Source organism: Erythrobacter sp., from assembly GCF_011765465.1.
Lineage (GTDB): Bacteria > Pseudomonadota > Alphaproteobacteria > Sphingomonadales > Sphingomonadaceae > Erythrobacter.
The window spans coordinates 663,453-684,964 of sequence record NZ_CP050265.1; the positions used below are offsets into that span (position 1 = coordinate 663,453).

Below are 21,512 nucleotides of genomic sequence, written 5' to 3' on the forward strand. Positions count from 1 at the left end.
TATCAAGCCGCCGGGCGCGAGGCAATCGCCCGCGGGCGAGGGCGCCGGGGCGACACCGGGCGGGCGAATGTAACGTATTAAAGTATCATCCCTTTTAAGGTGACAGCGCGTGGCAATGGAGCTAGGGCCGCGGATGGGATCTGAACTAAAAGGAAATGCTCCGATGAAAAGATCCCTCTCCCTCATTGCCATTGCCGCCGCCACGCTCGCTTCGGGTGCCTATGCCCACGAGGTGCTCCATGCCGGGCATGAGGACCATGCCCACGGCGCCGATTGCGGGCACATGGCGATCGAACACGCCGGCCATGTCGATTACCTGCACGACGGGCACCTCCACTTCGCGCACGGCGCGCATTTCGACGAACACGCGCTCGAAGTGTCCTCGACCAACCCGGCGGCCGAGGAACTGGCGAGCATGGTGACCACCGACGATCATATGCACGGCCATGAGGGTGAAGAGCACGAGATGGTCCAGCACGGCGATCACATGGACTATGTCCACGATGGCCGGCTGCACTTCGTCCACGGCGATCACATGGACGATCACGGCCCCGTCGCGCTGGTCGATCCGGCGCAGCTTGCCGCGCGTTAAGACCCTGAAAGCAGGCGCTTCTCCTCCTGCGCGATCCAGTCGCGCGTGAGGGGCAGCGCATTGCGGTCGCGCACGTACTGGATCTGGTAATTGCACATGCCGCCGTGCTCGAACACGGTCGCCGCGCCCGCCAGATAGAACGTCCACATCCGGAAGAACCGCTCGTCGTGGAGCGCGACGATGGCGTCCTTGTTCGCCATGCAGTTCGCGTACCACTGGCGGATCGTCTTGGCGTAGTGGACCCGCAGCGCCTCGACATCGGCGGCGATCAGGCGGAATTTCTCCGATGCGGCCACGGTTTCGGACAGGGCGGGGATATAGCCGCCGGGGAAGATGTATTTGCGGGTGAAGGCATCGGTCGTGCCGGGCGACCCCATCCGCCCGATCGTGTGGATCAGCATCACGCCTTGCGGGTCGAGCAGCCGGGCGCAGCATTCGAAGAAGGTGTCGAACTGGGCCTGGCCGACGTGCTCGAACATACCGACCGAAACGATCCGGTCGAAGGTCTGCCCCGACGCGGCGAAATCGCGGTAATCGACCAGCTCGATAGTGACCTGTTTCGCCACGCCCGCCTGCGCGATCCGTTTGCGCGCGAGCGCGGCCTGCTCGGATGACAGCGTGATCCCCGTCACCTCGACGTCGTAATGCTTCGCCAAGTAGATCGCCATGCCGCCCCAGCCGCAGCCGATGTCGAGCACCTTCTGCCCCGGCTGGATCTGCAGCTTGGCCGCGATATGCGCGAGCTTCGCCTCCTGCGCCTGCCCCAATGTCATGTCGGGGCCGAAATGGTCGGTGTTCCAATAGCCGCAGGAATACTGGAAATGTTCGGGATCGAGCATCAGTGCGTAGAGCGCGTTGCCGATGTCGTAGTGGTGCGCGACGTTCTTCTGCGCGCGCACCGCGTCGTTGAACCGGTCGACCGCCATCGCGGCGGTGTTTACGAGCCGCTTGGGCAGGCTCGGGCGCAGCTTGTCGCTGCCGCGCTCCCAGCGCCCGTTCATGCGGAGCAGCGAGACGAGCCCCATGACGTCGCCTTCCTCGATCACGAGGCGGGCGTCCATGAAGGCTTCGGCCGCGCCCAGTCGCGGGTCGAGCACGATGTCGCGCGGCACGGCGTCGTCGGTGAAGCGCAGCACGATCTCCGGAAAGCCGTCTGCCGCCTCGCCATAGACGCGCGCCTCGCCATCGGCGAAGACGACGCCGAGCCGCCCGCGCGTTACGGCCTTGGAGAGAAACCGGTCGAGAAGGGTCTTGCTCATGCTGGCTCCCTGTTGGCCGGGGCGGTCCCGGCGAGGCGTGCGAGCGCCCAAGATGCCCCTGCTTTTGCCGCTGTCAATTCTGCGCTATCCTCTGCGCGCCATGGCCGATGCGAAGATCCTGCCCAATGCGGGCTCGGTCGAGGCGTTCCTCGCCTCGGTCGAACCGCCCGCGAAGCGCGAGGACGCGCGCGCTCTCGATGCGCTGTTCCGCCGCGTGACGGGGGAGGAGCCGGTGATGTGGGGCGCCTCGCTGATCGGTTATGGAGAATACGAGACGGTCTATGCCAGCGGGCGCGCAGTGCGCTGGATGCGGAGCGGCTTTTCGCCCCGCAAGGCCAAGCATTCGCTGCACCTGATGGCGGGCTATTCCGACCCGGAAGCGGCACGGGAACGGGCAGCGATCCTCGAACGGCTCGGCAAGCATTCCGAAGGCAAGAGCTGCCTTTACGTGAACAAGCTGGCCGACGTGGACATGGCCGTGCTGGAAGAGCTCATCGCAGCGGACTGGCGGGCGATGCAGCGGATCTATCCGCCTGCCTAGTTCGTCCCTTCCTCATAGAGGTAGAGAGTGACTTCGCAGGGCATGGCCGTCGCCCACGCTACCGCCTCGCTTACCGATATGCCGTCGCGCTCCTTGTAAAGCACGCTGGTTCCGGGATCGCCCGGCTCGGCCTCGTCGGCCCCTTCGACCCCGTTGTCGTGCGCCGTCGCTTCGACGATCGCCTGGATCCGTTTCCAGCGATAGGGGTGGGCACGGCGATCGATGATATTCGCGACCGTCATTCTCAGATCCCGGCATACCACTGGTAATCGCCGATATCCTCCCAGAAGCCGCCCTTGCCCTCGCCGATGGAATCGAGACTGGCGACCGCCTCGATGCCGGTGAGGTACTTGGCGTGCTTGTAGCCGAGCTGCCGCTCGATCCTCATGCGCAGCGGCGCACCGTTCTTTTCGGGGATGTCCTCGCCGTTCAACTGGTGCGCGACGATGGTCTGCGGGTGATAGGCATCGACCATGTCGACGCTTTCGTAATAGCGCCGACCATAAAGCGTGTCGGCGCAGCGGAAGACGATGAAGTTGGCCTCCGGCAGCACGCGTGCGGCATCGAGCAGCGTGGAGAGCTGGGGTCCGGTCCACTCGCCGATCGCGCTCCAGCCCTCGACGCAATCGTGGCGCGTCACCTGCACCCGCTGGGGCATGGCGCGCAGCGTCTCGAGCGAGAGCACCAGCGGATTGGCGACGAGGCCCGTGACGGTCAGCCGCCAGTCGGGAAAGCCCTTCGCCAGCTGCTCGCGATATTCCTCCGTGTCGACCGTGAGCGAGCCATTGCCGCGAAAGCTCGGCGAGATTTCGGAGCGGTCGAATTCGGGGGCAAGCGCCTCGCGCCCGGCGAGCGCGCGGTGGGCGGCGCGGTGCCAGCTTTCGGCGGTGTCGAAAAGCGAGGTGGCGGTCTCGCTCTCCCCGATCCGCGAACAGGCGCCCGCGCCCAGCGCGGCGAGGCCTGCGAGCAGGTGGCGGCGCTTGATTTCAGCCATTGCTGCGCTCCTTGCGGAAACTCGGAATGGTCATCCCCGACAGCGTCCTGATCGGCCCGGCGACGAAGACCATGGCGACATGGACGATGACAAAACCGAGCAGGGCGAAGGCGAAGAGGAAATGGAAACTTCGCGCGCTCTGCCGCCCCCCGAACGCCTCGACCAGCCACGGCGCGGCAGGCTCGATGCCGGGACTGATCGCAAGGCCGGTAAGCACCATGCCGGGCAGGAACACGCCGAGCACGAAGGCATAGGCGATGCGCTGGAGCGGGTTGTAGTCGGCTTTCTCCTCGCGCCGGTTCGCGCCCGTCAGGTAGCCCTTGATCGTTCCCCAGATGGCGGCAGGCGCATAGGCGCGCGGGCCCGCGGCGACATCGCGGCGGAAATGGCCATTGACGAGGATCACGATCCAGTAGGCGAGCAGGCCCAGCGCGAACACCCAGGCGGCCGTGTTGTGCCACCCGCGCGCCTCGGCGAGGTCGTAGCGGAACATCGGCAGCGTCGTCCAGCCGGGAAAGCGCATGACCTGGAGCCACGCCTCCTCGGGCGCGAAACCGTAATTGCCCCAGTAGAGCCGCCGGTGCGCGTTCGAGATCGTCAGCCCCGACATGAACAGCACGACGACCGCCGCCGCGTTCACCCAATGCCAAAGCCGGGTCGAAAGCGCGTGCCTCATGCCGCGTCCGCCCCCGCGCCTGCCTGCCCGCGCGCCTTCTCGCGGGCGAGCCAGATCACGTCGCGGTCCTGGTCGAGCAGGTGCTGGCCCGAATCGACGAAGATCGTCGAGCCGCTTCGCATCGCGCGGGTGGCGAGGAAGCGCGCCGCTGCGACGATCTCGTCCACGTCGGTCTTGCGCTCCAGCAGGTTGAGGCGGTGCGAGACTTCGGTTTCCTCCTCGCGCTGGTCGTGGCTGGCGAGGATGGCTCCGGGTGCGAGGCCGTAGACCCGGTCCTCGGCCCGGCCTGCGCCCTTCGCCAGCATCGCGATGGTGGCCGAAAGCGCGTGCTTCGACATGGTGTAGCTGAAGAAATCGGGATTGGGATTGGCGATCTTCATGTCGGTGACCTGGATCACCGTGCGCCCGGCCGCGCTTGTCGCATGGGCGAGGAAGGCCTGCGCCGTGCGCGCCGGGGCCAGCGCATTGACCTGCATCGCGCGGGCATAGATCGCCTCGTCGGCCTCCTCGGCCCCGTCATATTCGAACAGCGAGGCCGAATTGACGAGGCAGCGCCAGTCGGGAAGCCGCGCGGCGAGCGCTTCGACCATCGCCGTGGCCGCGCGCGTGTCCGCAAGGTCGCATTGCACCGTCTCGGCCGAGGGGAGGGCGCTGGCGAGTTCCTCGGCCGCCTCGGCCGAAGTCCCGTAATGGATCACCGCGTGCCACCCGGCCTCGCCGAACCCGGTGACGATGGCGGCGCCGATACGGGTCGCCCCTCCGATGACGAGGATCGCGGGGCGGGTCATGCGGCGGGGGCGGGAAGGGCGGTCGCGGCGGGCATGGGCGAGAGACCTATCAGCGCCCCGCCAGCGCGGCAACGCGCAAGCGAGAGGGCCGCCGGAACTTTCGTCCCGGCGGCCCCCGGCCTCGTCCCTCGAAAGTCAGCGGCAGCGAACGTCGCCGCGGTCGATCTCGCGGCCGAGCAGCCCGCCCGCGACCGCGCCGAGCACCGTGCCGAGCGTGCGGTCGCCGCGGCGGTCGATCTCGCGCCCGAGCAGCGCGCCGACCCCTGCGCCGATCACGAGGCCCACCGTCCCGTCGTCGCGGCGGCAGCGAAAGCGCCCGTCGCGCCCGCGCCAGATCCGGTCGCGGCGACCGAGGCGGCGCCCGTCGCGCCAGCGGTCCCGGTCACGCCAGCGGCGCTCGCGCCAGTCGTCGTCATCGTCCCAGCGGTCGTCGTCCCAGCGGTCATCCCAGTCGCGACCGCCGCGGCGGCCCCAGGCGCGCGCATGGCGCGGCGGGTCGCGGTCATAGCTCGCGGGCTGCACGATGCCGCTCGCAAGGCCGGTGAAGGCGGCGACATCGTAAGCGGCGGCGGGAGCGGCGGGGGGAGCGATGTCGGCCGCCGCGACGGGCGCGGAAAAAGCGGCGAGCGAACCGGCGGCGGCAAGAATTGCGAATGTCTTCATGACCCAGTCCTTTCCTGTCCGGTGATGCGGACGAGCCCCTTTTCGTTCATTCAAGACGAACGCTGGCTGAACAAAATGAATTTCAAGAGGCCCATCGGCCCAGCCGCCCGACAGGATCGGCGGGCCGTTCGTCGCGGAACGAGGCGCGCTCTCGCGGCTTGGTTGGAGGACAGGCGCGAGCGAAGGAGAGCCATGCCCCTCAAGCGATCAATGGGCCTTGCGAGCCTCATCCTCTATGGGACGGGGACCATCCTCGGCGCCGGGATCTTCGTGGTCATCGGCGAGGTCATGGGCGAAGCGGGCACGCTCGCCCCGCTCGCCTATGCCGCCGCCGGGGTGGTCGCGGTCTTCACCGCGCTGTCCTTTGCCGAGATCGCCGCGCGCGTGCCGAGCGCGGGCGGGGCGATCGACTATGTGCGCAAGGGCTTTGGCTCCGACAGGTTCGCCGGGGTGATCGGGTGGATGATGATCATCGCCAACATCGTCTCGGGTGCGACCATCACGACCGGCTTCGTCTCCTACCTCAACAGCTTTACCGACGTGCCGCACTGGATTGCGACGAGCGGGCTCGTCGTGCTGCTGGGCGCGATCTCGATTGCGGGGATGAAGCAGAGCGCCTGGTTCATGTCGGTGACGACTGCGATCGGCATCGCGACCCTGGTGGTGGTGCTGTGGCTGCTGCGCGACAGCCTGATCGGCTGGCCGGGCAGGCTCGCGGAGAGCGGCGAGATGGGCAGCGCGGGCGCGGCGAGCGCGATTCTGGCTGGCGCTTTCCTCGCGATCTATTCCTTCATCGGCTTCGGCGACGTCGCGCAGACCGCGGAGGAGGTGAAGGACGTGAAGAAAACGCTCCCGCTCGCCATGTGGCTGGTGCTGGTGATCGTCTTCGTCTTCTACCTCGCCATCGCCGCCGCGCTCGCCGGGCGCGGCGACATCGACGCGATCGCCGGGGCCGACGCACCGCTGGTCTACGCCGCGACTGCGGACACGGGCTTTCCCGCGCTCCCGCTCGCCATCGCGAGCCTCTTCGTCATCGTGAACGGCGCTCTGACACAGGTGATCGCGGCGGCGCGGCTTTTGATGGACATGGGGCGCGACGACCTGCTGGCGACGCCGGCGGTGTTCGGACGGGTCAACTCCGCGACCCACACGCCGATCGTCGCGACGCTCGCCTCGCTCGGCGTGATCCTCGTGCTCGCCCTGTTCGTGCCGCTGGGGACGCTGGCGAGCGGGACGAGCCTTGCGATCCTGGTGGTGTTCACCGCCGTCAACGCGGCGCTCTGGCGGATGAAGCGGGAAGGCCAGCCCGAGGACGTGCCGAATATGTGGAAACTCGTGCCCGTCCTCGGGGTCGTGACCTGCGCGCTCGCGGTGGTCGGCCAGGTCGTGCTCTGGATGACCGGGATCGGCGGCTAGGACGCCGGGTCAGGCACGGCGGCCCGGATGTTCGCGCCGCCGCACCGGGACCGGCCCGCGCTCGACATCGCGGCGGCTTTCTTCGGGGCGGAACCAGCGGCTTTCCTCGACGGGATCGATATAGGCATCGCCCTTCCTGATCTCGATCTCGCTCACCGGCACGCCGCGCCCATCGTCGAGCACGAGGGCCGCGACGTGCTCGCGTTCGGGATCGACCAGCATCCGGCGGATCGTGCCGAGCTTCGTGCCGTCATGGCTGTAGAGCGCGGACCCGCGCAGGTCCTGGTGGCTGTTTTCGAGCTTGTAATCGTCGAGCTTGCCGAGATCGACGTAGTTGTCGGTGTTCATGGGTTTTCTCCTCGCGGGGGGCGCTCAGGCCGCTTCGCTTATGTCGATATTGCGCTCGCTGACGACGAGGACCGCCTGCTGGCCTTCCATCGCGTCGATTGTGTCGGCGTCGAGGTCGTCTCCGGCGAGATCCTCGATTTCCGAGGGCTGGCGGATCGTGCCGCCGGTGATGTCGAGCGTTGCCCCGACATTGATGTCGACCGGACGTTCGCGCGGCTGGTCGATGACGATGGCGAACATCCGCGCGCCGTCGTTCTCGATCCAGAAGCCGCGATCGGTCAGCGGGCCGCCGACCGTGACCGTGCCGGAAAAGCCTTCGCGCCCGTAATATTCGGACGGGTTGGCGGTGATCGCGGCGATGGTCATCTCGCCCGCGCCGGCGGTTTCGGCCATGCCTGTCGTGTCGGTGGTGACGGGTTCGGCCTGTTCGAGCACCACTTCATCGTCGCCGTCGAGGTCGCCCTCGGCCGCTTCGTCGAACAGCCACCACGCGAGCGCCGCGACGATCAGCAGCAACAGGATGAGCCAGAGCCATCCCTTGCCGCCCGATTTCTTTTCTACGGGAATTTCCGCCATGTCGTTCCTCCTCCATTGGCAATGCGACCCTTGCGCGCGGGACTGCGCGCGCGGGCGTGCCCAGGGAGGGGATCAAAGCGCCGAATGTTCCGGGAAAACAGCAACCTATGTGGCTTGCCGCGGAGTCGGCCCGGACGGGCCGTGCGCGGCGTGCGCCGGGCGGGAGGTCAGGACGCGGCCGCCGCCGCTTCGCGATCGCGTTCGGCGCGGCTCTTCTTTTCTGCCGCCGTGCGCAGCTGCCCGCAGGCCGCATCGATGTCGCGCCCGCGCGGGGTGCGGACCGGCGCGCTGATGCCGCCTTCAAAGACGATGTCGGAAAAGGCGCGGATGCGCTCTGGCGTCGAGCATTCGTAGCCGGCGCCCGGCCACGGGTTGAACGGGATGAGGTTGACCTTGGCGGGAAGGTCATACTTGCGCAGCAGACGGACGAGCTCGCGCGCGTCCTCGTCGCTGTCGTTCTTGTCCTTGAGCATCACGTATTCGAAAGTGATGCGCCGCGCGTTCGAGGCGCCGGGATAGTCGGCACAAGCCTGGAGCAGATCCTCGATGCCGTATTTGCGGTTGAGCGGCACGATCTCGTCGCGCACCTCCTTGCGCACGGCGTGGAGCGAAACCGCGAGGTTGACCCCGATCTCCTTGCCGCAGCGTTCCATCATCGGGATGACGCCGCTCGTGGAAAGCGTGATGCGCCGCTTCGACAGGGCGAGCCCGTCGCCGTCCATCACGAGGTTCAGCGCGTCGCGCACGTGGTCGAAATTGTAGAGCGGCTCGCCCATGCCCATCATCACGATATTGGTGAGCAGGCGTCCATCGGCGGTGTAGTGGCCGGCATCTTCCTCGCCGAGGTCGTTCATGCGCCCCTTCGGCCATTCGCCCAGCGCATCGCGCGCGAGCATGACCTGGCCGACGATCTCGCCTGGCGTGAGGTTCCTCACCAGCCGCATCGTGCCGGTGTGGCAGAAGGTGCAGTTGAGGGTGCAGCCGACCTGGCTCGACACGCACAGGGTTCCGCGGGTCTCGTCGGGGATGAAGACCATCTCGAAATCATGGCCGTCGCTGGTGCGAAGCAGCCACTTGCGCGTGCCGTCTGAGGAATGCTGCGCCTCGACGACATCGGGGCGGCCGATGACGAAGCGTTCGGCGAGCCATGGGCGCATGGTCTTGGCGATGTCGGTCATCGCTTCGAAGTCGGTTACACCGCGGTGGTAGAGCCAGTGGAACACCTGCTTGGCGCGCAGCTTGGCGGCCTTGGCATCGAGCCCGGCTTCCTCGAACAATTCGTGGATCCGCCCTTTGGGCAGGCCGATGAGGTCCACGCGCCCGTCCGCGCGCGGCGTGATGTCGCGCGCGACGGGAACCGGGTCGACCTGCCCGGGAATGGTCATGAGGCTCGTTTCTGGCATGATCGCCCGCGCATATAGGCGCGTGCGGCGCACAAATCAAAGCCCGCGCGCGGGAAGGTGCATTCCGCCAATGGGTTCCCGCGAGCGGGCGCGTCAGTCGCTCGCCCCGTCGATCCGTTTCGCGGCGCACTTCCGGGCGCTGCTGCGGCACGATCCGGCGGCGCTTTCGTGGCCTTGCTGCAACACCGCGTTGTTGCGCCATGTTCATGAAACAAGGGACAAAATCCGCCCGTTCTCCCGATCGAAGCGGACGCGAAAGGCGCGTTCGTGGGATCAATGGAGAATGACACATGAAACCGATCGCAACACTCCTGCTCGCAGGAACCGCCTTCGCCGTCGCCTCGCCCGCCATGGCGCAGGACACGGACGACTTCACCGGCTTCCGCCTCGAAGCGCTCGCCGGGTTCGACGCGAGCAAGGCCGGGGATACGGTCGACGACGACCTCGACGAGGACAACGACCAGTCGATCGAAGGGCTCGTCTACGGCGCGGGCGCGGGCTACGACTATGATCTCGGCGGCGTCGTCGTCGGGGTCGAGGCGGAGCTGACCGGCTCGACCGCCGACACCGGCTTCGAGGACGGCGATTTCGAGGGCATCGGCTTCGGCGAAGTCGATACGGGACGCGACATCTATCTCGGCGCGCGCGCCGGCGTGGTCGCCTCGCCCGGCCTGCTGGTCTATGCCAAGGGCGGCTACACCAATGCCCGCTACAACCTTGCCGCGACCTTCGACGGCGATGACTATGACGAGAAGATCGACGCCGACGGCTACCGCGTGGGCGCGGGGGCGGAATACCGCTTCGGTGCGAACACCTTCGCCAAGCTCGAATACCGCTATTCGAACTACTCCGAGGCGGAGCTCGATTTCGAGGACGACACGATCCCCGACGTCGACCTCGGCGAGATCGATCTCGACCGGCACCAGGTGATGGCGGGCGTGGGTTTCCGCTTCTGATCGGAGGAACCGAAGGCGAGGGGCCGGACGCGCTGCGTCCGGCCCTTTTCGTGTCAGCGCAGGTTCGCGCAGCCGACCGTGGCGGCATCCATCGCTGTCGCGACCCCGTCGAGGTCGTAGCGGCTGGTAAAGCGCCCGCCGCCTGCCGCGCGCGCGGTTACGCGCAGGATGGTGGCGGAGCGCAGCGCGGCGATGATCGCGGCGTCCGCCGCGGCGTCCTTCGCCCAGGCATCGCGCCCCCGCGCGACGAGGTCGAAGCGCCGCGAACCGACGCGCAAGCTGGGCGCGCTGCCCTTGGCCGCGGGCCGGGCAAGGCGGATGTGAAGCTGGCCGCGAATGCCGCGCTTCGGCCATGTCGCGATGCTGGCAAAGGCGGCGGCCCGATTGCTCCCGCGCGGCCTGGCGATGGCGTAGCAGCGCGCCGCGCTTTCGTCGCGAAAGGCGGCCCAGTTCGAATAGACGCCGAGGCTTTCCTTGCCGTCCTGCTGCGCCGCCGCTGGCAGGGCGAGCGCGGCAAGCGGCAGCAGGGCAAGGCCGAGCCTAGTCATAGGAAATGTCCATCACTTCCCATTCCTTCTCGCCCGTCGGCAGGCGCACGGTCCTGAGGTCACCGACAGCCGCGCCACGCAGCGCCCTTGCGAGAGGGGAACTCCACCCGATCCGCCCGGAACCTGCGTCCTGTTCGTCGTCGCCGACGATGGTCACGCTCTTGCGCTCGTCGTCCTCGTCGGCAAGCTCGACCGTAGCCCCGAAGAAGACGCGCTCCGCATCGCGCTGCTGGGTGGGATCGACCACTCGCACCGCCTTCATCCGGCGGGCGAGGTGGGCAAGCTCGCGGTCGATCTCGCGCATCCGCTTGCGCCCATAGAGATAGTCGCCGTTCTCCGAGCGGTCGCCATTGCCCGCCGCCCAGCTGACGATCTCCACGATTGCGGGGCGCTCCGTGCCGAGCAGGTGGTCGTAGCGCGCCTTCAGCGCGGCGAAGCCTGCGGGCGTGATCGGCGGCCCCTGGCGGGAAGACATGGTGCGCGGCTCCTTAGGGAAGGAACTTGTCGATCGTGCGCGGCAGCCCGGCCTTTTCCGGGTACATATGGCTGTAGCTCACCGCGTTGCCGAGCACGCGCATGATGTAATAGCGCGTCTCGAAATTCGACGGGATCTTCTCGACCCATGTGACCCAGTCGATCTCGCCGGTGCGCGGGTCGCCGTTCATCCGCAGCCACTGGTTCACCCGGCCCGGCCCGGCGTTGTAGGCCCCGACCGCGAGCGGGTAGGCGCCGCCGTAATAATCCATCATGCGCGCGAAATAGGCATCGCCCAGGCGGATATTATAGGCCGGATCGCCGATCAGGTTCGCGGACATATACTGCACGCCGAGCTTGCGCGACTGCTCGCGCGCGGTGCCGGGCATCAGCTGCATGATGCCGCGCGCCCCGGCGTGGGAAACGCGGGTGCGGTCGAATTCGCTTTCCTGCCGGCTGATCGCGTGGACCATGGTCCAGTCGTTGACCACCGGCGTGTCGAGCGTCGGGAAGCCGACCCGCTCGAAGCCGGGAAGGCCGTTCTCGCCCGCCTTCATGCCGAGCACGACGGCCATTTCCTCGAGCCCCGTCTCGCGCGCGAGCCCGGCCACCAGCGCCATGTCCTGCGGGGTTTCGGCGCTGTCGCCCAGCGCCTGGAAGAAGCGCCGCTCGGTCCGCCAGTCGCGGCGGTTGGCGGCGATCGCGCGGATCGCGCGGACCAGCGGGCGCTGTTCGAACTCGGCGCGGGTGGCCTCGTCGATCACGGGTTCGGGCACGGGCGCGAAGCCGGGCATTTCGCGGCCCAGCGCGCGGATCGCGAGCTGGCCGTAGTAATATTCGGGGTGCGCGGCGGCCATTTCGAAATAGCGCGTCGCTTCGTCGGTCATGCCCGCTGCGCGTGCGGCGCGGCCGGCCCAGTAGAAGCCCTTGGACCGGGTGAGCGGGGTGCGCGCGCCTTCGCCGTAGCGATAGAACAGCGGCGCGGCCTTCGCCCCGTCTCCGAGGTTCCACAGAGCCGAGGTTCCGCCCAGCCACATGAGGTCGGTGTAACGGTCGCGCAGGCGGAAGGAGCCTTCGGAAATGTCGCGGTTCTCGCGGAAGACATCGTCGATCCGGCTCGCGATGCGCACCGCATTGGTCGGCCCGCCCGCTTCGGCGAGCGTGAGCATCAGGCCGACCATCGCCTCGCCGTCATGCGCCGGGCGGTCGAAGGCGGGGCGATTGGCGAAAAGCTGCACCGCGTCGGGCAGGCGGTTCGAACGGCGCAGGTGGTTGCCGAGCGCATAGACATAGCCCGGATCGCGCAGCGCGCCTTCGGGGACGGTCAGTCCCGCTTCCTCGGGCAGCGTCCCGCGGACCAGAGCGAGCCGCGCCATCGCAAGGTCGCGCTCGCCCGGGGCAAGGTGCACCATCGCCCGCGCCGCCGCATCGGCGTTGCCCTGCCACAGCAGCGCATCGACCCGCGCGGCGTGATCTTCGGGTGTGAGGCGCGCGTGATAGAGGCTCGAGAGGTAAAGCTCGGCCGGCTCGCTCATCGTGCCCATGCGCCACGCCTCGCGCGCGACCTCGAACGCCTCGGGCCGCTGCGCCCCTGCAAGCGCCAGCGCATAGCGCGCGCGGCCCGCATTGGTGAGCGGCGGATAGAGATCGAAATAGCGCAGCAGGTCGGCGGCCGGGGGCGCTTCGGCATCGAGCGTGTTCTCCGCCCGCACCCGCAGCGTGTCGGTGAGCGGGAACTGCGGATAGGACATGACGAAGCGCGAATAGTCGTCAAAACCGAACGTCCGGTCGGCCGATTGCAGCGCTTCCCACTTGTCCAGCGCGGCGCCGATCGGGGTCGGCTGGCGCGCGACGAGGCTGGCCCTGTCTTCCTCCATCGGCTGGGGCTGGGCGATCTGCGCGACCGAGGGACCGGCGAGCGCAGCAGCTGCACTCGCCGCGAGCACGCCCGCCAGAGCGCCTGTGTTTGTCTTCCTCCGTGTGACCATGCTGGACATTATGCCGGTCGGCTCCTTATCAGGCCCTGAACGCAGGGGGCGAAAGGCACCGGAACCCCGCAAGGGAACCGGGCGCCGCGCGACCCCGTTTCTTCCACCGACGCTTTTCTTTGAGTGACAGGATTTTTGCAATGTTCAGCGGCTCAATTCCCGCTCTGGCGACTCCTTTCCGCGACGGGTCGTTCGACGAGGCGACCTTTCGCCGGCTGGTCGACTGGCAGATCGAGCAGGGCTCGAGCGCGCTGGTCCCCTGCGGCACGACCGGAGAGGCTTCGACGCTTTCCAATGCCGAGCATCACCGCGTGATCGAGGTCTGCGTCGAACAGGCCGCGGGGCGCGTGCCGGTGATCGCGGGCTGCGGGTCGAACGACACGCGCAACGCCCTGCTGCACATGAATTTTTCCAAGAAGGCGGGCGCGGCAGCGGGGCTGTGCGTCGCGCCCTATTACAACCGGCCGAGCCAGGCCGGGCTGATCGCGCATTTCAGCTTCCTTGCGGAGAACAGCGACCTGCCGATCGTGCTTTACAACGTGCCGGGCCGGACCGTGACCGACATCGAGGACGAGACGGTGATCGAACTGGTCAGGCGCTATCCCGACCGGATCGTGGCGATCAAGGATGCGAGCGGCGACCTCTCCCGCGTGGCGGATCACCGCATGGGCATCGGGCGCGATTTCTGCCAGCTTTCCGGCAATGACGAATTGTGGCTTCCCCACAGCGCCGCCGGGGGAAGCGGGGCTATTTCGGTCACCGCCAATGTCGCGCCGAAACTGTGCGCCGAATTCCACGATGCCATCGCCGCTAACGAACTGGCCAAGGCGCGCGAACTCAATGACCGCCTGTTCCCGCTGCACTACGCGATGTTCTCCGACGCCTCGCCCGCGCCGGTGAAATACGCCCTGTCCCGCGTGATGGAGGGCTTCACCGACGAGGTGCGCCTTCCGCTGGTCCCGGCGAGCGAAGCCTCGCGCAAGGCGGTCGACGAGGCGCTGGAGTTCGCCGGTTTGCTCTAGCCGCCGGCAAGCGGCGGGTTGTGCCGCTCGACGAAGCGCACCGCCGCCTCGAGCATGGCCTTGCGGGTTTCGGCGGCGCTCAGCCAGTGATCCTCGCCCGGCAGTTCGACAAATTCGAACACCTTGCCCGCGTCCTTCAACTCGTCGGCCATCAGCGCGCTCTGGGCGAAGGGAACCACCGTGTCGTCGCGCCCGTGGATCAGGAGCACCGGCGCATCGGCCCTGTCGGCAAGCCGCGCGGGCGAAATCGCCTCGAGATCGGTCGCCGCGCCGAACTGGCGGTCGATCGCGCGGCGGAAGATGTCGCGCGTGCCGGTCCGCTGGGCAAGGGTGATCGCCTTGAGATCGCTCACCCCGTTGACCGAGACCGCGCAGCGATAGACGCCCTGCTCGATGGTGACGCCCGCCAGCGCGGCATAGCCGCCATAGGACGCGCCCATGATGCAGGCGCGCTTCGGATCGACGATGCCCGCTTCAGCCAGCGCTTTCAGCCCGTCGGACTTGTCGGATTGCATCGCGCGCCCCCATTCTCCGTCGCCCGCCTCCTGAAACGCTGCGCCGCGCCCGTTCGAGCCGCGGAAATTGGGCTGGAACACGGCATAGCCGCGCGCGGCGAATGCCTGCGCCCACCAGTCGAAGGCGAGCCTGTCGTGCGCCGCCGGGCCGCCGTGGGGCAGGATGATCGCGGGTAGGTCCACCGGCTCGCGCCCCGGCGGAAGGGTCAGTATGCCGCGGATCTCGAGCCCGTCGCTCGCCTCGTAGGTGAACTCGGACACCTTGCCGATGGCGCGGCCCTGGATCGCGGGCCGTTCGAGCCCGACGATGCTGCGCTCGCCCGTGTCCGCCTCGACGCGCAGCCACGTGCCGCTGTCGTAATTGCCGCTGGTCGAAACGATCATGGTCGAAAGGTCCACATCATACCCGGCGATCGTGAAGCTTATGCCGCGGCGCGTCTTGAACAGGTCCGTTACCTTTTCGAGCCGCGCGCGCCGGGCTTCGTCCTCGACGAGATAATCCCCGTCCGTGGTCCGTACGCCGAGCACGATGCCGGTCAGCGGATCGCGGATATAGCGGTTGATCGCGACCCCTTCCCACATCGCACCCGGCTCCCCGCCCGTAAGCGGCACGCTGCGCCTCGCCCAGTCGCCTCGGCCTTCGTCGTATTCGGAATGGATCACGCTCGCGCCGTTCGCGCCGAGCCCGACGAGGTCGATGTCGCCGCGCGGCTGGCTCCCGCGCGCGAGGGTCGAGCCGTCCGGTCCCTCGATCCGCCAGTCGCCGGTCCGCCGCTCTATGTCGAGCGTCGCTGCCACTTCGCCATCCGGCCCGACGAGCCAGTCGCGCATGATCGAGCCTTCGGCGGCATAGGCGACCCTTTCGGCCTCGCCGGTCATGAGGTCGACGGCGAACAGCGAGCGGCCCTCGTCGAGCAGCATATTGCGCTCGCCCGAGGACGGGCCGCGCCTCAGCCCGCCGAAGTAGCCCTTCCAGCGCCCGTCCACCCGGCGGATCCCGTGAAAGCCGAGGATGCCGTTCACGATGGAGCGCTGGTCGGCGAAGATCGAGACGACCGGGCGGCGGTCGTCGAGCGGGATGACATTGCCGCGCCACCATTCGACCTTGGCGCTGCGGTACTGGCGGGGAAGGTTCCCGGTCTCGGTCCGCAGCAGGAGGATCGCTTCCTCGCCTACCCATTCGATCCCGCGCACCTTGGCATCTCCGACGACGAATTGCTTGACCGGCTGACCGGCCGCGTCGGTCACTGTGATGATCCGCTCGCCGTTCAGCGTCATCAGCAGGGCGGTGTAGGTGCCGCTCGGCGAGAGCACGGCTTCTTCCACCGCCGGCAGGTCGCCGTAGAATTCGAGCGGGACGGCAGCCGCCTGCTGGGCCGTCGCGGGGGCGGCGGCGAAGGGCGCGGGCAGAACCCCCGTCGCGGCCAGAAGGGCGAGGGCAAGGGCAGCCTTTGGAAAATGCATGGGGGATCGACCTTGAGAAAAACCGAGATACCTGATTCGTCGCCACGGTGGCACGCTTCGGCGTCAATTCAAGGACTTCCTTGCCACACGCCGCAAGTCTCGAAGGCGAAGGCTTTGCGTTGCGAGCCGCAGCGCCTATGTGGCCTGCGATCATGGCCAAGCCCAAACCGCCCACTTTCGACAAGCAGAAGATCGTCGCCGAGAATCGCCGCGCGCGGTTCGACTACGCGATCGAGGACACCTTCGAGGCCGGCCTCGCCCTGCAGGGGACCGAGGTGAAGGCGCTGCGCGCAGGCGAGGCGTCGATCGCGGAAAGCTATGCCGAGGTGAAGGACGGCGAGGTCTGGCTCGTCAATTCGAACATCCCCGAATATTCCCACGGCAACCGCCAGAACCACGAACCGCGCCGCCCCAGGAAGCTGCTGCTCCACGGCCGCGAGATCAACCGCCTGTTCGGCGCGGTCGAGAGGAAGGGCATGACGCTTGTGCCGCTCTCGATCTATTTCAATCGGACCGGCCGCGCGAAGGTCGAACTGGCGCTCGCCAAGGGCAAGCAGGCGCACGACAAGCGCCAGACGATCAAGGAGCGCGACTGGAAGCGCGACAAGGCCCGGCTGCTGCGCGAGCGAGGCTGAACGCGGGGCGCGCACGGCGGCGAACCGGGCTTCTTGAGCGCCGCAGCGGATTTTTGCGATGCGCCCGGTTCACCCACTGGTCATGGGCCGGGCGATACCCATATCGGCGATGATGGTGGAAGCTGCGGCCTCGATTGCAAATGACTTGCCTTCCCGGTTTTTCGGGAGCACGGCCCGCGCCAGGCCATGATGCGCGAACTTCTCTCGAAACTGCGCTCCCGCAGCTGGGGGGCGGATTCGCTCCGGCGGCGGATGCCGACGCGCGACGAGATGGCGAAAAATCGCTGGCTCGCGCCGATCGCGCATCGTTTCCTGTCGCCCGAGCTGTGGCGCTTCACGCGCCGTTCGGTCCCGCGCGGAGTGGCGCTGGGGCTGTTTTCGGCCTTCATCATCCCGCTTGGGCAGATCTTCCTTGCCGCCTTCCTCGCGCTGCCTGCGCGCGCCAATGTCCCGCTCGCCGCGCTGGTGACCTTCGTCACCAATCCGCTCACGCTCGCCTTCTGGGTGGTCATCGCCAACCGGATCGGCAATTTCATGCTGCAGGTCGATGCCGCGACCGCGAATGTCGCCAGCGGCCAGATGGAAAGCACGTGGTGGCAGGCTTTCGTCGATTTCTCGCAGATGGCCGGCGTGACGGTGGTCGGCTTCCTCGTCCTCGCGATCGTGTCGGCCGGGCTCGGCTATGTCCTCTCGAGCGCGGTGTGGCGGGTGATCGTCGCGCGCAAGCGGGCAAAACGCCTCGCGCTGATGGAAGCGCGTCTCGACCGCAGGCTGAACGCGAACTAGACAGGCGACCCTGGCTGCCGAAAAGGATTTAGCAGCGCGATCGAAGGGACGAGGCAAGCGCTTGAAGGAGTTGGACATCTCGGCAGGGGCGACGAAGGGCTCGGGGGCAGCCGGGGAGAGTCCGCTCGTGCCCGGCGTCCTGCTGGTCGCCTCACTCGGCCTGAGCATCGCGATCCTCTATCTCGCCACTTTCGACCTTGTCGTCACGCTCGCCTTTTCCGCCGGGGTTGCGGTCCTGCTGGCGGGTGCCTTCGTGTTCGAGCGGATGCAGCGCGCTCCCGCCGCCGAAACCGCTGCCTCGCCCGACTGGTCGGTGACCGCCGCCGCGATCGAGGGCCTTGGCGCCGAAGCGGGCGAGGCGGTCGCGATCACCGACCGAGCGAACCGGTTGGTGTGCGCCAACAGCGGCTTCGTCGATGCCTTCGGGGTCGATTCGGCGCCGCCCCTGCTGCCCTTCGACCGCCCGGTGCTCGAGGCGCTGACCCGGCTCGCGCGGGAAGCCTGGCGCGACGGCAGCGCCAATGAGGATCTGGGCGCGCTGACCCGCGCGGGCGAAGCGCCCTGGCGGGTCGCAGTGGCGCGGGCGGGGCGCGGGGAGGATCATCTCGTGTGGCGCTTTCGCCGGATCGAGGCGGATCCGCGCGCGGCTGTAACCGATATCGATCTCGGCGGCCCCTTCGGTCGGATGTTGAGCCGCGCCGGGATCGAGGCGGCGATCGTTTCGGCAGAGGGGGTGGTGCGCTCGGCCAGCGCGGGTTTCGCGGAGCGCGCCGCGGGTGACGAAAGCGCGACTCTTGCCGGGCAGGATTTCGTCTCCTTCCTGCGTTCGGACGAGCGCGAGCGAATCTATTTCGCGCGCGAGGGCAGGGGTGGCACGCCGCAGACGCTGATCGACGTGCCGCTGATCGACGCTCCTGCGGGCAAGGCGCCGCCGGGCGCGGCGGGCGAATCGCTCATGCTGCTGGTCGACAGCGGGGTCGGCATCGGAAACAGCTGGGACGGGGCGATGCAGGCCGGGGTCGCGCAGCTCGAGGCGCTGCTTTCGCAATTGCCGCTGGGCCTTGCGATGACCGACCGCGACGGGCGCTTCCTGTTCGGCAACGAGGCGTTCCTGCGCTCGGTCGACCGCGAGGGGAGGGGGCTGCCTTCCTTCCCCACCGATCTCGTCGTGCGCGAGGACAAGGCGGCGCTGTCCGACGCGGTGCGCCGCCACGGGCGCGGCCCCGCCACCAGCGGCGACATGGCGGTGCGGCTCGTCTCTTCGCCGGAAGAGCCGGTCTCGATGGGCCTTGCCGGCGTGCGCGGGCTGGGCGAGGCGGCGGTGCTCCTCAGTCTGGCCGATTCGACGCAGGAGAACCAGCTGCGCCGCCAGGTCGCTCAGGCGACCAAGATGCAGGCCGTGGGCCAGCTCGCAGGGGGAGTCGCGCACGATTTCAACAATGTCCTGACCGCGATCATCGGGACCTGCGACCTCATGCTGCTACGCCACACGCCGGGCGACAGCGACTATGACGACATCCAGCAGATCCGCGCCAATTCCAATCGCGCCGCCGCGCTGACCCGGCAATTGCTCGCCTTCTCGCGCCAGCAGACGCTGCGCCCGGAGATCCTGCAATTGCCCGACGTGGTGAGCGAGGTGAGCCCGCTCATCAAGCGACTGCTGGGCGAGAAGATCACCTACTACGTCCAGCACGATCGCAACCTCGGCCCCGTGCGCGCCGATCCGCAGCAGCTCGAACAGGTCATCATGAACCTTGCGGTCAATGCGCGCGACGCGATCCAGTCGAAGGGTGAGGGCGCTTCGGGGCGCATTTCGCTGCTCACCCGCAGCCTGCAGGCGAGAGAGGTGATCAAGCTCGGCAGCGAGATCCTGCCCGCGGCCGATTACACCGTGCTGATCGTCCAGGACACCGGCGGCGGCATCCCGCCGCACGTCCTGCCCAAGCTGTTCGAGCCCTTCTTCACCACCAAAGAACAGGGCAAGGGCACGGGCCTCGGCCTGTCCACCGCCTATGGCATTGTCAAGCAGTCGGGTGGATTCATCTTTGCCGACAACGTGCTCGACAAGCAGGGCAGGCCGACGGGTGCTCGCTTCACCATCTATTTCCCAGTCCACCGCGGCGAAATGCCCAAGAAGCGCGCGGCGGACCCGGTCGGCTCGTCCGACTGGTCGGTCGGCGGGCGCATCCTGCTGGTCGAGGACGAGGACATGGTCCGCGCCGTCGCCGAACGCGCCCTTTCCCGGGAAGGTTACGAGGTCACCGCCTGTTCCGGCGGCGAGGAAGGGCTGGAAGCGCTGGACCGGGCTGGAGAGCCCTTCGACCTCGTGGTGAGCGATGTCGTCATGCCCGGGATGGACGGGCCCGCCATGGTCCGCGAGATCCGCAAGCGTCATCCCGATATCCCGGTGTTGTTCATGTCGGGCTATGCCGAGGAACAGCTGCGCAAGGACATCGACATCCCCGATATGCACTTCATCGCCAAGCCGTTCAGCGTGGCCGCGATCGGGGACAAGGTCGCAGCGGTGATGCGCGCTTCCGGGAAGGCCGGAGCGAAAGCCTGAGCGCGGCCTTTTGGACAGGCCCGCCCAAAAAATTTCGTTCCCTACTTGTTCCTGTAGAACAAATGCGATACATCCTTCGTCACGAAAGGGCTGGTCGAAAACTACGCGGTCACCCCTAGGCAAGCGAAGGAGTGCGTGCGATGGCTACCCAATTGAAACTGGTAGAGAAGGAAAAGGACGTGGATCGCCAGAAGGCTCTCGACGCAGCGCTTGCCCAGATCGACCGGGCATTCGGCAAGGGTTCGGCGATGAAGCTGGGCCAGAAGGAAGCGATGCAGGTGGAGGCGATCTCCACCGGCTCGCTCGGGCTCGACATCGCGCTGGGCGTGGGCGGGTTGCCCAAGGGCCGGGTGATCGAGGTCTACGGCCCGGAAAGCTCAGGGAAAACGACGCTTGCGCTGCACGTCATTGCCGAAGCGCAGAAGGCGGGCGGGACCGCGGCCTTCGTCGATGCCGAACACGCGCTCGACCCGGTCTATGCGAAGAAGCTCGGCGTGGATATCGACGAACTGGTCGTCTCGCAGCCCGACACCGGCGAACAGGCGCTGGAAATCACCGATACGCTGGTGCGCTCGAACGCGATCGACGTGCTGGTGGTCGATTCTGTCGCCGCGCTCGTGCCGCGGGCCGAGATCGAGGGCGAGATGGGCGATTCGCACGTCGGCCTGCAGGCGCGCCTCATGTCGCAGTCGCTGCGCAAGCTGACGGGCTCGATCAACCGGTCGAAGTGCATGGTGATCTTCATCAACCAGCTGCGGATGAAGATTGGCGTGATGTACGGCAATCCTGAGACGACGACGGGCGGCAACGCGCTCAAGTTCTACGCCTCGGTCCGCCTCGACATCCGCCGCACCGGGCAGATCAAGGACCGCGACGAGGTTATCGGCAATTCGACCCGCGTGAAAGTGGTCAAGAACAAGGTTGCCCCGCCTTTCAAGCAGGTCGAATTCGACATCATGTACGGCGAGGGCATCTCCAAGATCGGCGAGATCCTCGACCTCGGCGTGAAGGCGGGCATCGTCGAGAAGTCGGGCAGCTGGTTCTCCTATGACAGCATCCGCATCGGCCAGGGCCGCGAGAACGCCAAGACCTATCTCAAGGAGAACCCCGAGGTGTGCGAACGGCTCGAGGCGGCGATCCGCGGCAAGACCGACGAGGTCGCCGAAGAGATGATGACCGGGCCGGAGCCCGATTCCGAGGACTGATAGGGGCCGGGCGTATCGCGGCGCCCGGACCTTGCAAGCCGGCGGCGGAGCCGGAGCCTTCTCCCCAAGAGGCTCCGGTCCGGCGCCGGATTTTCGTTCC

22 protein-coding genes are annotated in these 21,512 nt (G+C 67.6%); 9 read left to right on the plus strand and 13 right to left on the minus strand.

Annotated elements, in window-relative coordinates:
- The first annotated feature begins 163 nt into the window (after positions 1-163).
- Positions 164-592 (plus strand): hypothetical protein, encoded by a 429-nt coding sequence (locus tag G9473_RS03200; protein ID WP_291135945.1) that lies wholly within the window; start codon positions 164-166, stop codon positions 590-592.
- Here G9473_RS03200 and G9473_RS03205 read toward each other — a convergent pair.
- The gene (locus tag G9473_RS03205) at positions 589-1,851 is read right to left on the minus strand and encodes a cyclopropane-fatty-acyl-phospholipid synthase family protein (RefSeq protein WP_291135947.1); all 1,263 of its coding nucleotides are present in this window, start codon (positions 1,849-1,851) and stop codon (positions 589-591) included. The genes G9473_RS03200 and G9473_RS03205 overlap by 4 nt on opposite strands.
- 100 nt (positions 1,852-1,951) lie before the next feature.
- Between G9473_RS03205 and G9473_RS03210 the strand changes: the two genes are divergently transcribed.
- Positions 1,952-2,392, plus strand: coding sequence for a DUF1801 domain-containing protein (locus G9473_RS03210; protein WP_291135949.1), 441 nt, complete (start codon positions 1,952-1,954; stop codon positions 2,390-2,392).
- On the opposite strand, the gene G9473_RS03215 is transcribed toward G9473_RS03210, so the two are convergent.
- The 5 genes from G9473_RS03215 to G9473_RS03235 all read right to left on the minus strand — a co-directional run bounded on the left by G9473_RS03215 (position 2,389) and on the right by G9473_RS03235 (position 5,513).
- Complete coding sequence (locus tag G9473_RS03215; RefSeq protein WP_291135950.1) at positions 2,389-2,634, minus strand: hypothetical protein; 246 nt, start codon at positions 2,632-2,634, stop codon at positions 2,389-2,391. The two genes, G9473_RS03210 and G9473_RS03215, sit on opposite strands and share 4 nt — an antisense overlap.
- Positions 2,635-2,636: 2 nt before the next feature.
- Positions 2,637-3,386 carry a molybdopterin-dependent oxidoreductase gene (locus G9473_RS03220; protein WP_291135952.1) on the minus strand — a complete coding sequence of 250 codons (750 nt, stop codon included), beginning with the start codon at positions 3,384-3,386 and terminating at the stop codon, positions 2,637-2,639.
- On the minus strand, positions 3,379-4,062 hold the full coding sequence (locus G9473_RS03225) for a cytochrome b/b6 domain-containing protein (RefSeq protein ID WP_291135954.1): 684 nt from the start codon (positions 4,060-4,062) through the stop codon (positions 3,379-3,381). The genes G9473_RS03220 and G9473_RS03225 overlap by 8 nt, the downstream gene beginning before the upstream one ends.
- Positions 4,059-4,850: an SDR family oxidoreductase gene (locus G9473_RS03230; protein WP_291135956.1), complete on the minus strand. Its 792-nt coding sequence runs from the start codon at positions 4,848-4,850 to the stop codon at positions 4,059-4,061. The genes G9473_RS03225 and G9473_RS03230 overlap by 4 nt, the downstream gene beginning before the upstream one ends.
- A gap of 135 nt (positions 4,851-4,985) precedes the next feature.
- Complete coding sequence (locus tag G9473_RS03235; protein WP_291135957.1) at positions 4,986-5,513, minus strand: glycine zipper 2TM domain-containing protein; 528 nt, start codon at positions 5,511-5,513, stop codon at positions 4,986-4,988.
- Between the two features lie 192 nt (positions 5,514-5,705).
- Here G9473_RS03235 and G9473_RS03240 point away from each other — a divergent pair, with 192 nt between their 5' ends.
- Entirely contained in the window at positions 5,706-6,929 is a 1,224-nt protein-coding gene (locus G9473_RS03240) for an APC family permease (RefSeq protein WP_291135959.1), read from the plus strand.
- A gap of 9 nt (positions 6,930-6,938) precedes the next feature.
- Here G9473_RS03240 and G9473_RS03245 read toward each other — a convergent pair whose 3' ends face one another.
- The 3 genes from G9473_RS03245 to rlmN all read right to left on the minus strand — a co-directional run bounded on the left by G9473_RS03245 (position 6,939) and on the right by rlmN (position 9,256).
- Positions 6,939-7,277 (minus strand): PRC-barrel domain-containing protein, encoded by a 339-nt coding sequence (locus G9473_RS03245; protein ID WP_291135961.1) that lies wholly within the window; start codon positions 7,275-7,277, stop codon positions 6,939-6,941.
- Positions 7,278-7,301: 24 nt separating this feature from the next.
- Positions 7,302-7,853 carry a hypothetical protein gene (locus G9473_RS03250; protein WP_291135963.1) on the minus strand — a complete coding sequence of 184 codons (552 nt, stop codon included), beginning with the start codon at positions 7,851-7,853 and terminating at the stop codon, positions 7,302-7,304.
- A gap of 167 nt (positions 7,854-8,020) precedes the next feature.
- Positions 8,021-9,256, minus strand: a complete 1,236-nt coding sequence (rlmN, locus tag G9473_RS03255) for a 23S rRNA (adenine(2503)-C(2))-methyltransferase RlmN (protein ID WP_291135965.1) — start codon at positions 9,254-9,256, stop codon at positions 8,021-8,023.
- A 290-nt stretch (positions 9,257-9,546) separates the two neighbouring features.
- On the opposite strand from rlmN, the gene G9473_RS03260 reads away from it, so the two are divergent.
- Positions 9,547-10,212: an outer membrane beta-barrel protein gene (locus G9473_RS03260; RefSeq protein WP_291135967.1), complete on the plus strand. Its 666-nt coding sequence runs from the start codon at positions 9,547-9,549 to the stop codon at positions 10,210-10,212.
- A gap of 53 nt (positions 10,213-10,265) precedes the next feature.
- Here the strand turns inward: G9473_RS03260 and G9473_RS03265 are convergent, their stop codons facing one another.
- From G9473_RS03265 to G9473_RS03275, 3 genes are read right to left on the minus strand one after another with little or no spacing between them, the layout of a single operon-like run.
- A complete protein-coding gene (locus G9473_RS03265; RefSeq protein WP_291135969.1) occupies positions 10,266-10,760 on the minus strand; it encodes a hypothetical protein in 495 nt (164 codons plus the stop codon).
- Positions 10,753-11,235 carry a transcription elongation factor GreB gene (gene greB / locus G9473_RS03270; RefSeq protein ID WP_291135971.1) on the minus strand — a complete coding sequence of 161 codons (483 nt, stop codon included), beginning with the start codon at positions 11,233-11,235 and terminating at the stop codon, positions 10,753-10,755. The genes G9473_RS03265 and greB overlap by 8 nt, the downstream gene beginning before the upstream one ends.
- A gap of 13 nt (positions 11,236-11,248) precedes the next feature.
- Positions 11,249-13,231: a lytic transglycosylase domain-containing protein gene (locus tag G9473_RS03275; RefSeq protein ID WP_291135973.1), complete on the minus strand. Its 1,983-nt coding sequence runs from the start codon at positions 13,229-13,231 to the stop codon at positions 11,249-11,251.
- 131 nt (positions 13,232-13,362) lie between these two features.
- Between G9473_RS03275 and dapA the strand changes: the two genes are divergently transcribed.
- Positions 13,363-14,244 (plus strand): 4-hydroxy-tetrahydrodipicolinate synthase, encoded by an 882-nt coding sequence (gene dapA / locus G9473_RS03280; RefSeq protein WP_291135975.1) that lies wholly within the window; start codon positions 13,363-13,365, stop codon positions 14,242-14,244.
- Here dapA and G9473_RS03285 read toward each other — a convergent pair.
- On the minus strand, positions 14,241-16,223 hold the full coding sequence (locus G9473_RS03285; RefSeq protein ID WP_291135977.1) for a prolyl oligopeptidase family serine peptidase: 1,983 nt from the start codon (positions 16,221-16,223) through the stop codon (positions 14,241-14,243). The genes dapA and G9473_RS03285 overlap by 4 nt on opposite strands.
- Positions 16,224-16,375: 152 nt before the next feature.
- On the opposite strand from G9473_RS03285, the gene smpB reads away from it, so the two are divergent.
- From smpB to recA, 4 genes are all read left to right on the plus strand, one after another.
- Positions 16,376-16,858 carry an SsrA-binding protein SmpB gene (smpB, locus tag G9473_RS03290; protein ID WP_291135979.1) on the plus strand — a complete coding sequence of 161 codons (483 nt, stop codon included), beginning with the start codon at positions 16,376-16,378 and terminating at the stop codon, positions 16,856-16,858.
- 252 nt (positions 16,859-17,110) lie between these two features.
- Positions 17,111-17,644, plus strand: coding sequence for a DUF2062 domain-containing protein (locus G9473_RS03295; RefSeq protein ID WP_291138187.1), 534 nt, complete (start codon positions 17,111-17,113; stop codon positions 17,642-17,644).
- 127 nt (positions 17,645-17,771) lie between these two features.
- A complete protein-coding gene (locus G9473_RS03300; RefSeq protein ID WP_291138190.1) occupies positions 17,772-20,207 on the plus strand; it encodes a response regulator in 2,436 nt (811 codons plus the stop codon).
- A gap of 140 nt (positions 20,208-20,347) precedes the next feature.
- Positions 20,348-21,412 (plus strand): recombinase RecA, encoded by a 1,065-nt coding sequence (gene recA, locus G9473_RS03305; RefSeq protein ID WP_291135981.1) that lies wholly within the window; start codon positions 20,348-20,350, stop codon positions 21,410-21,412.
- The last annotated feature ends 100 nt before the right edge of the window (positions 21,413-21,512 follow it).

Excerpts from the sequence above, each read along its gene's own strand:
- G9473_RS03200 (WP_291135945.1), top strand. The coding sequence starts at position 164 with ATGAAAAGATCCCTCTCCCTCATTGCCATTGCCGCCGCCACGCTCGCT.
- G9473_RS03220 (WP_291135952.1), bottom strand. The coding sequence starts at position 3,386 with ATGGCTGAAATCAAGCGCCGCCACCTGCTCGCAGGCCTCGCCGCGCTG.
- G9473_RS03275 (WP_291135973.1), bottom strand. The coding sequence starts at position 13,231 with ATGTCCAGCATGGTCACACGGAGGAAGACAAACACAGGCGCTCTGGCG.
- G9473_RS03245 (WP_291135961.1), bottom strand. The coding sequence starts at position 7,277 with ATGAACACCGACAACTACGTCGATCTCGGCAAGCTCGACGATTACAAG.
- G9473_RS03285 (WP_291135977.1), bottom strand. The coding sequence starts at position 16,223 with ATGCATTTTCCAAAGGCTGCCCTTGCCCTCGCCCTTCTGGCCGCGACG.
- rlmN (WP_291135965.1), bottom strand. The coding sequence starts at position 9,256 with ATGCCAGAAACGAGCCTCATGACCATTCCCGGGCAGGTCGACCCGGTT.
- greB (WP_291135971.1), bottom strand. The coding sequence starts at position 11,235 with ATGTCTTCCCGCCAGGGGCCGCCGATCACGCCCGCAGGCTTCGCCGCG.
- G9473_RS03265 (WP_291135969.1), bottom strand. The coding sequence starts at position 10,760 with ATGACTAGGCTCGGCCTTGCCCTGCTGCCGCTTGCCGCGCTCGCCCTG.
- G9473_RS03250 (WP_291135963.1), bottom strand. The coding sequence starts at position 7,853 with ATGGCGGAAATTCCCGTAGAAAAGAAATCGGGCGGCAAGGGATGGCTC.
- G9473_RS03240 (WP_291135959.1), top strand. The coding sequence starts at position 5,706 with ATGCCCCTCAAGCGATCAATGGGCCTTGCGAGCCTCATCCTCTATGGG.
- G9473_RS03210 (WP_291135949.1), top strand. The coding sequence starts at position 1,952 with ATGGCCGATGCGAAGATCCTGCCCAATGCGGGCTCGGTCGAGGCGTTC.
- G9473_RS03260 (WP_291135967.1), top strand. The coding sequence starts at position 9,547 with ATGAAACCGATCGCAACACTCCTGCTCGCAGGAACCGCCTTCGCCGTC.
- G9473_RS03230 (WP_291135956.1), bottom strand. The coding sequence starts at position 4,850 with ATGACCCGCCCCGCGATCCTCGTCATCGGAGGGGCGACCCGTATCGGC.
- dapA (WP_291135975.1), top strand. The coding sequence starts at position 13,363 with ATGTTCAGCGGCTCAATTCCCGCTCTGGCGACTCCTTTCCGCGACGGG.
- G9473_RS03215 (WP_291135950.1), bottom strand. The coding sequence starts at position 2,634 with ATGACGGTCGCGAATATCATCGATCGCCGTGCCCACCCCTATCGCTGG.
- G9473_RS03235 (WP_291135957.1), bottom strand. The coding sequence starts at position 5,513 with ATGAAGACATTCGCAATTCTTGCCGCCGCCGGTTCGCTCGCCGCTTTT.
- G9473_RS03295 (WP_291138187.1), top strand. The coding sequence starts at position 17,111 with ATGCCGACGCGCGACGAGATGGCGAAAAATCGCTGGCTCGCGCCGATC.
- G9473_RS03205 (WP_291135947.1), bottom strand. The coding sequence starts at position 1,851 with ATGAGCAAGACCCTTCTCGACCGGTTTCTCTCCAAGGCCGTAACGCGC.
- G9473_RS03225 (WP_291135954.1), bottom strand. The coding sequence starts at position 4,062 with ATGAGGCACGCGCTTTCGACCCGGCTTTGGCATTGGGTGAACGCGGCG.
- recA (WP_291135981.1), top strand. The coding sequence starts at position 20,348 with ATGGCTACCCAATTGAAACTGGTAGAGAAGGAAAAGGACGTGGATCGC.
- smpB (WP_291135979.1), top strand. The coding sequence starts at position 16,376 with ATGGCCAAGCCCAAACCGCCCACTTTCGACAAGCAGAAGATCGTCGCC.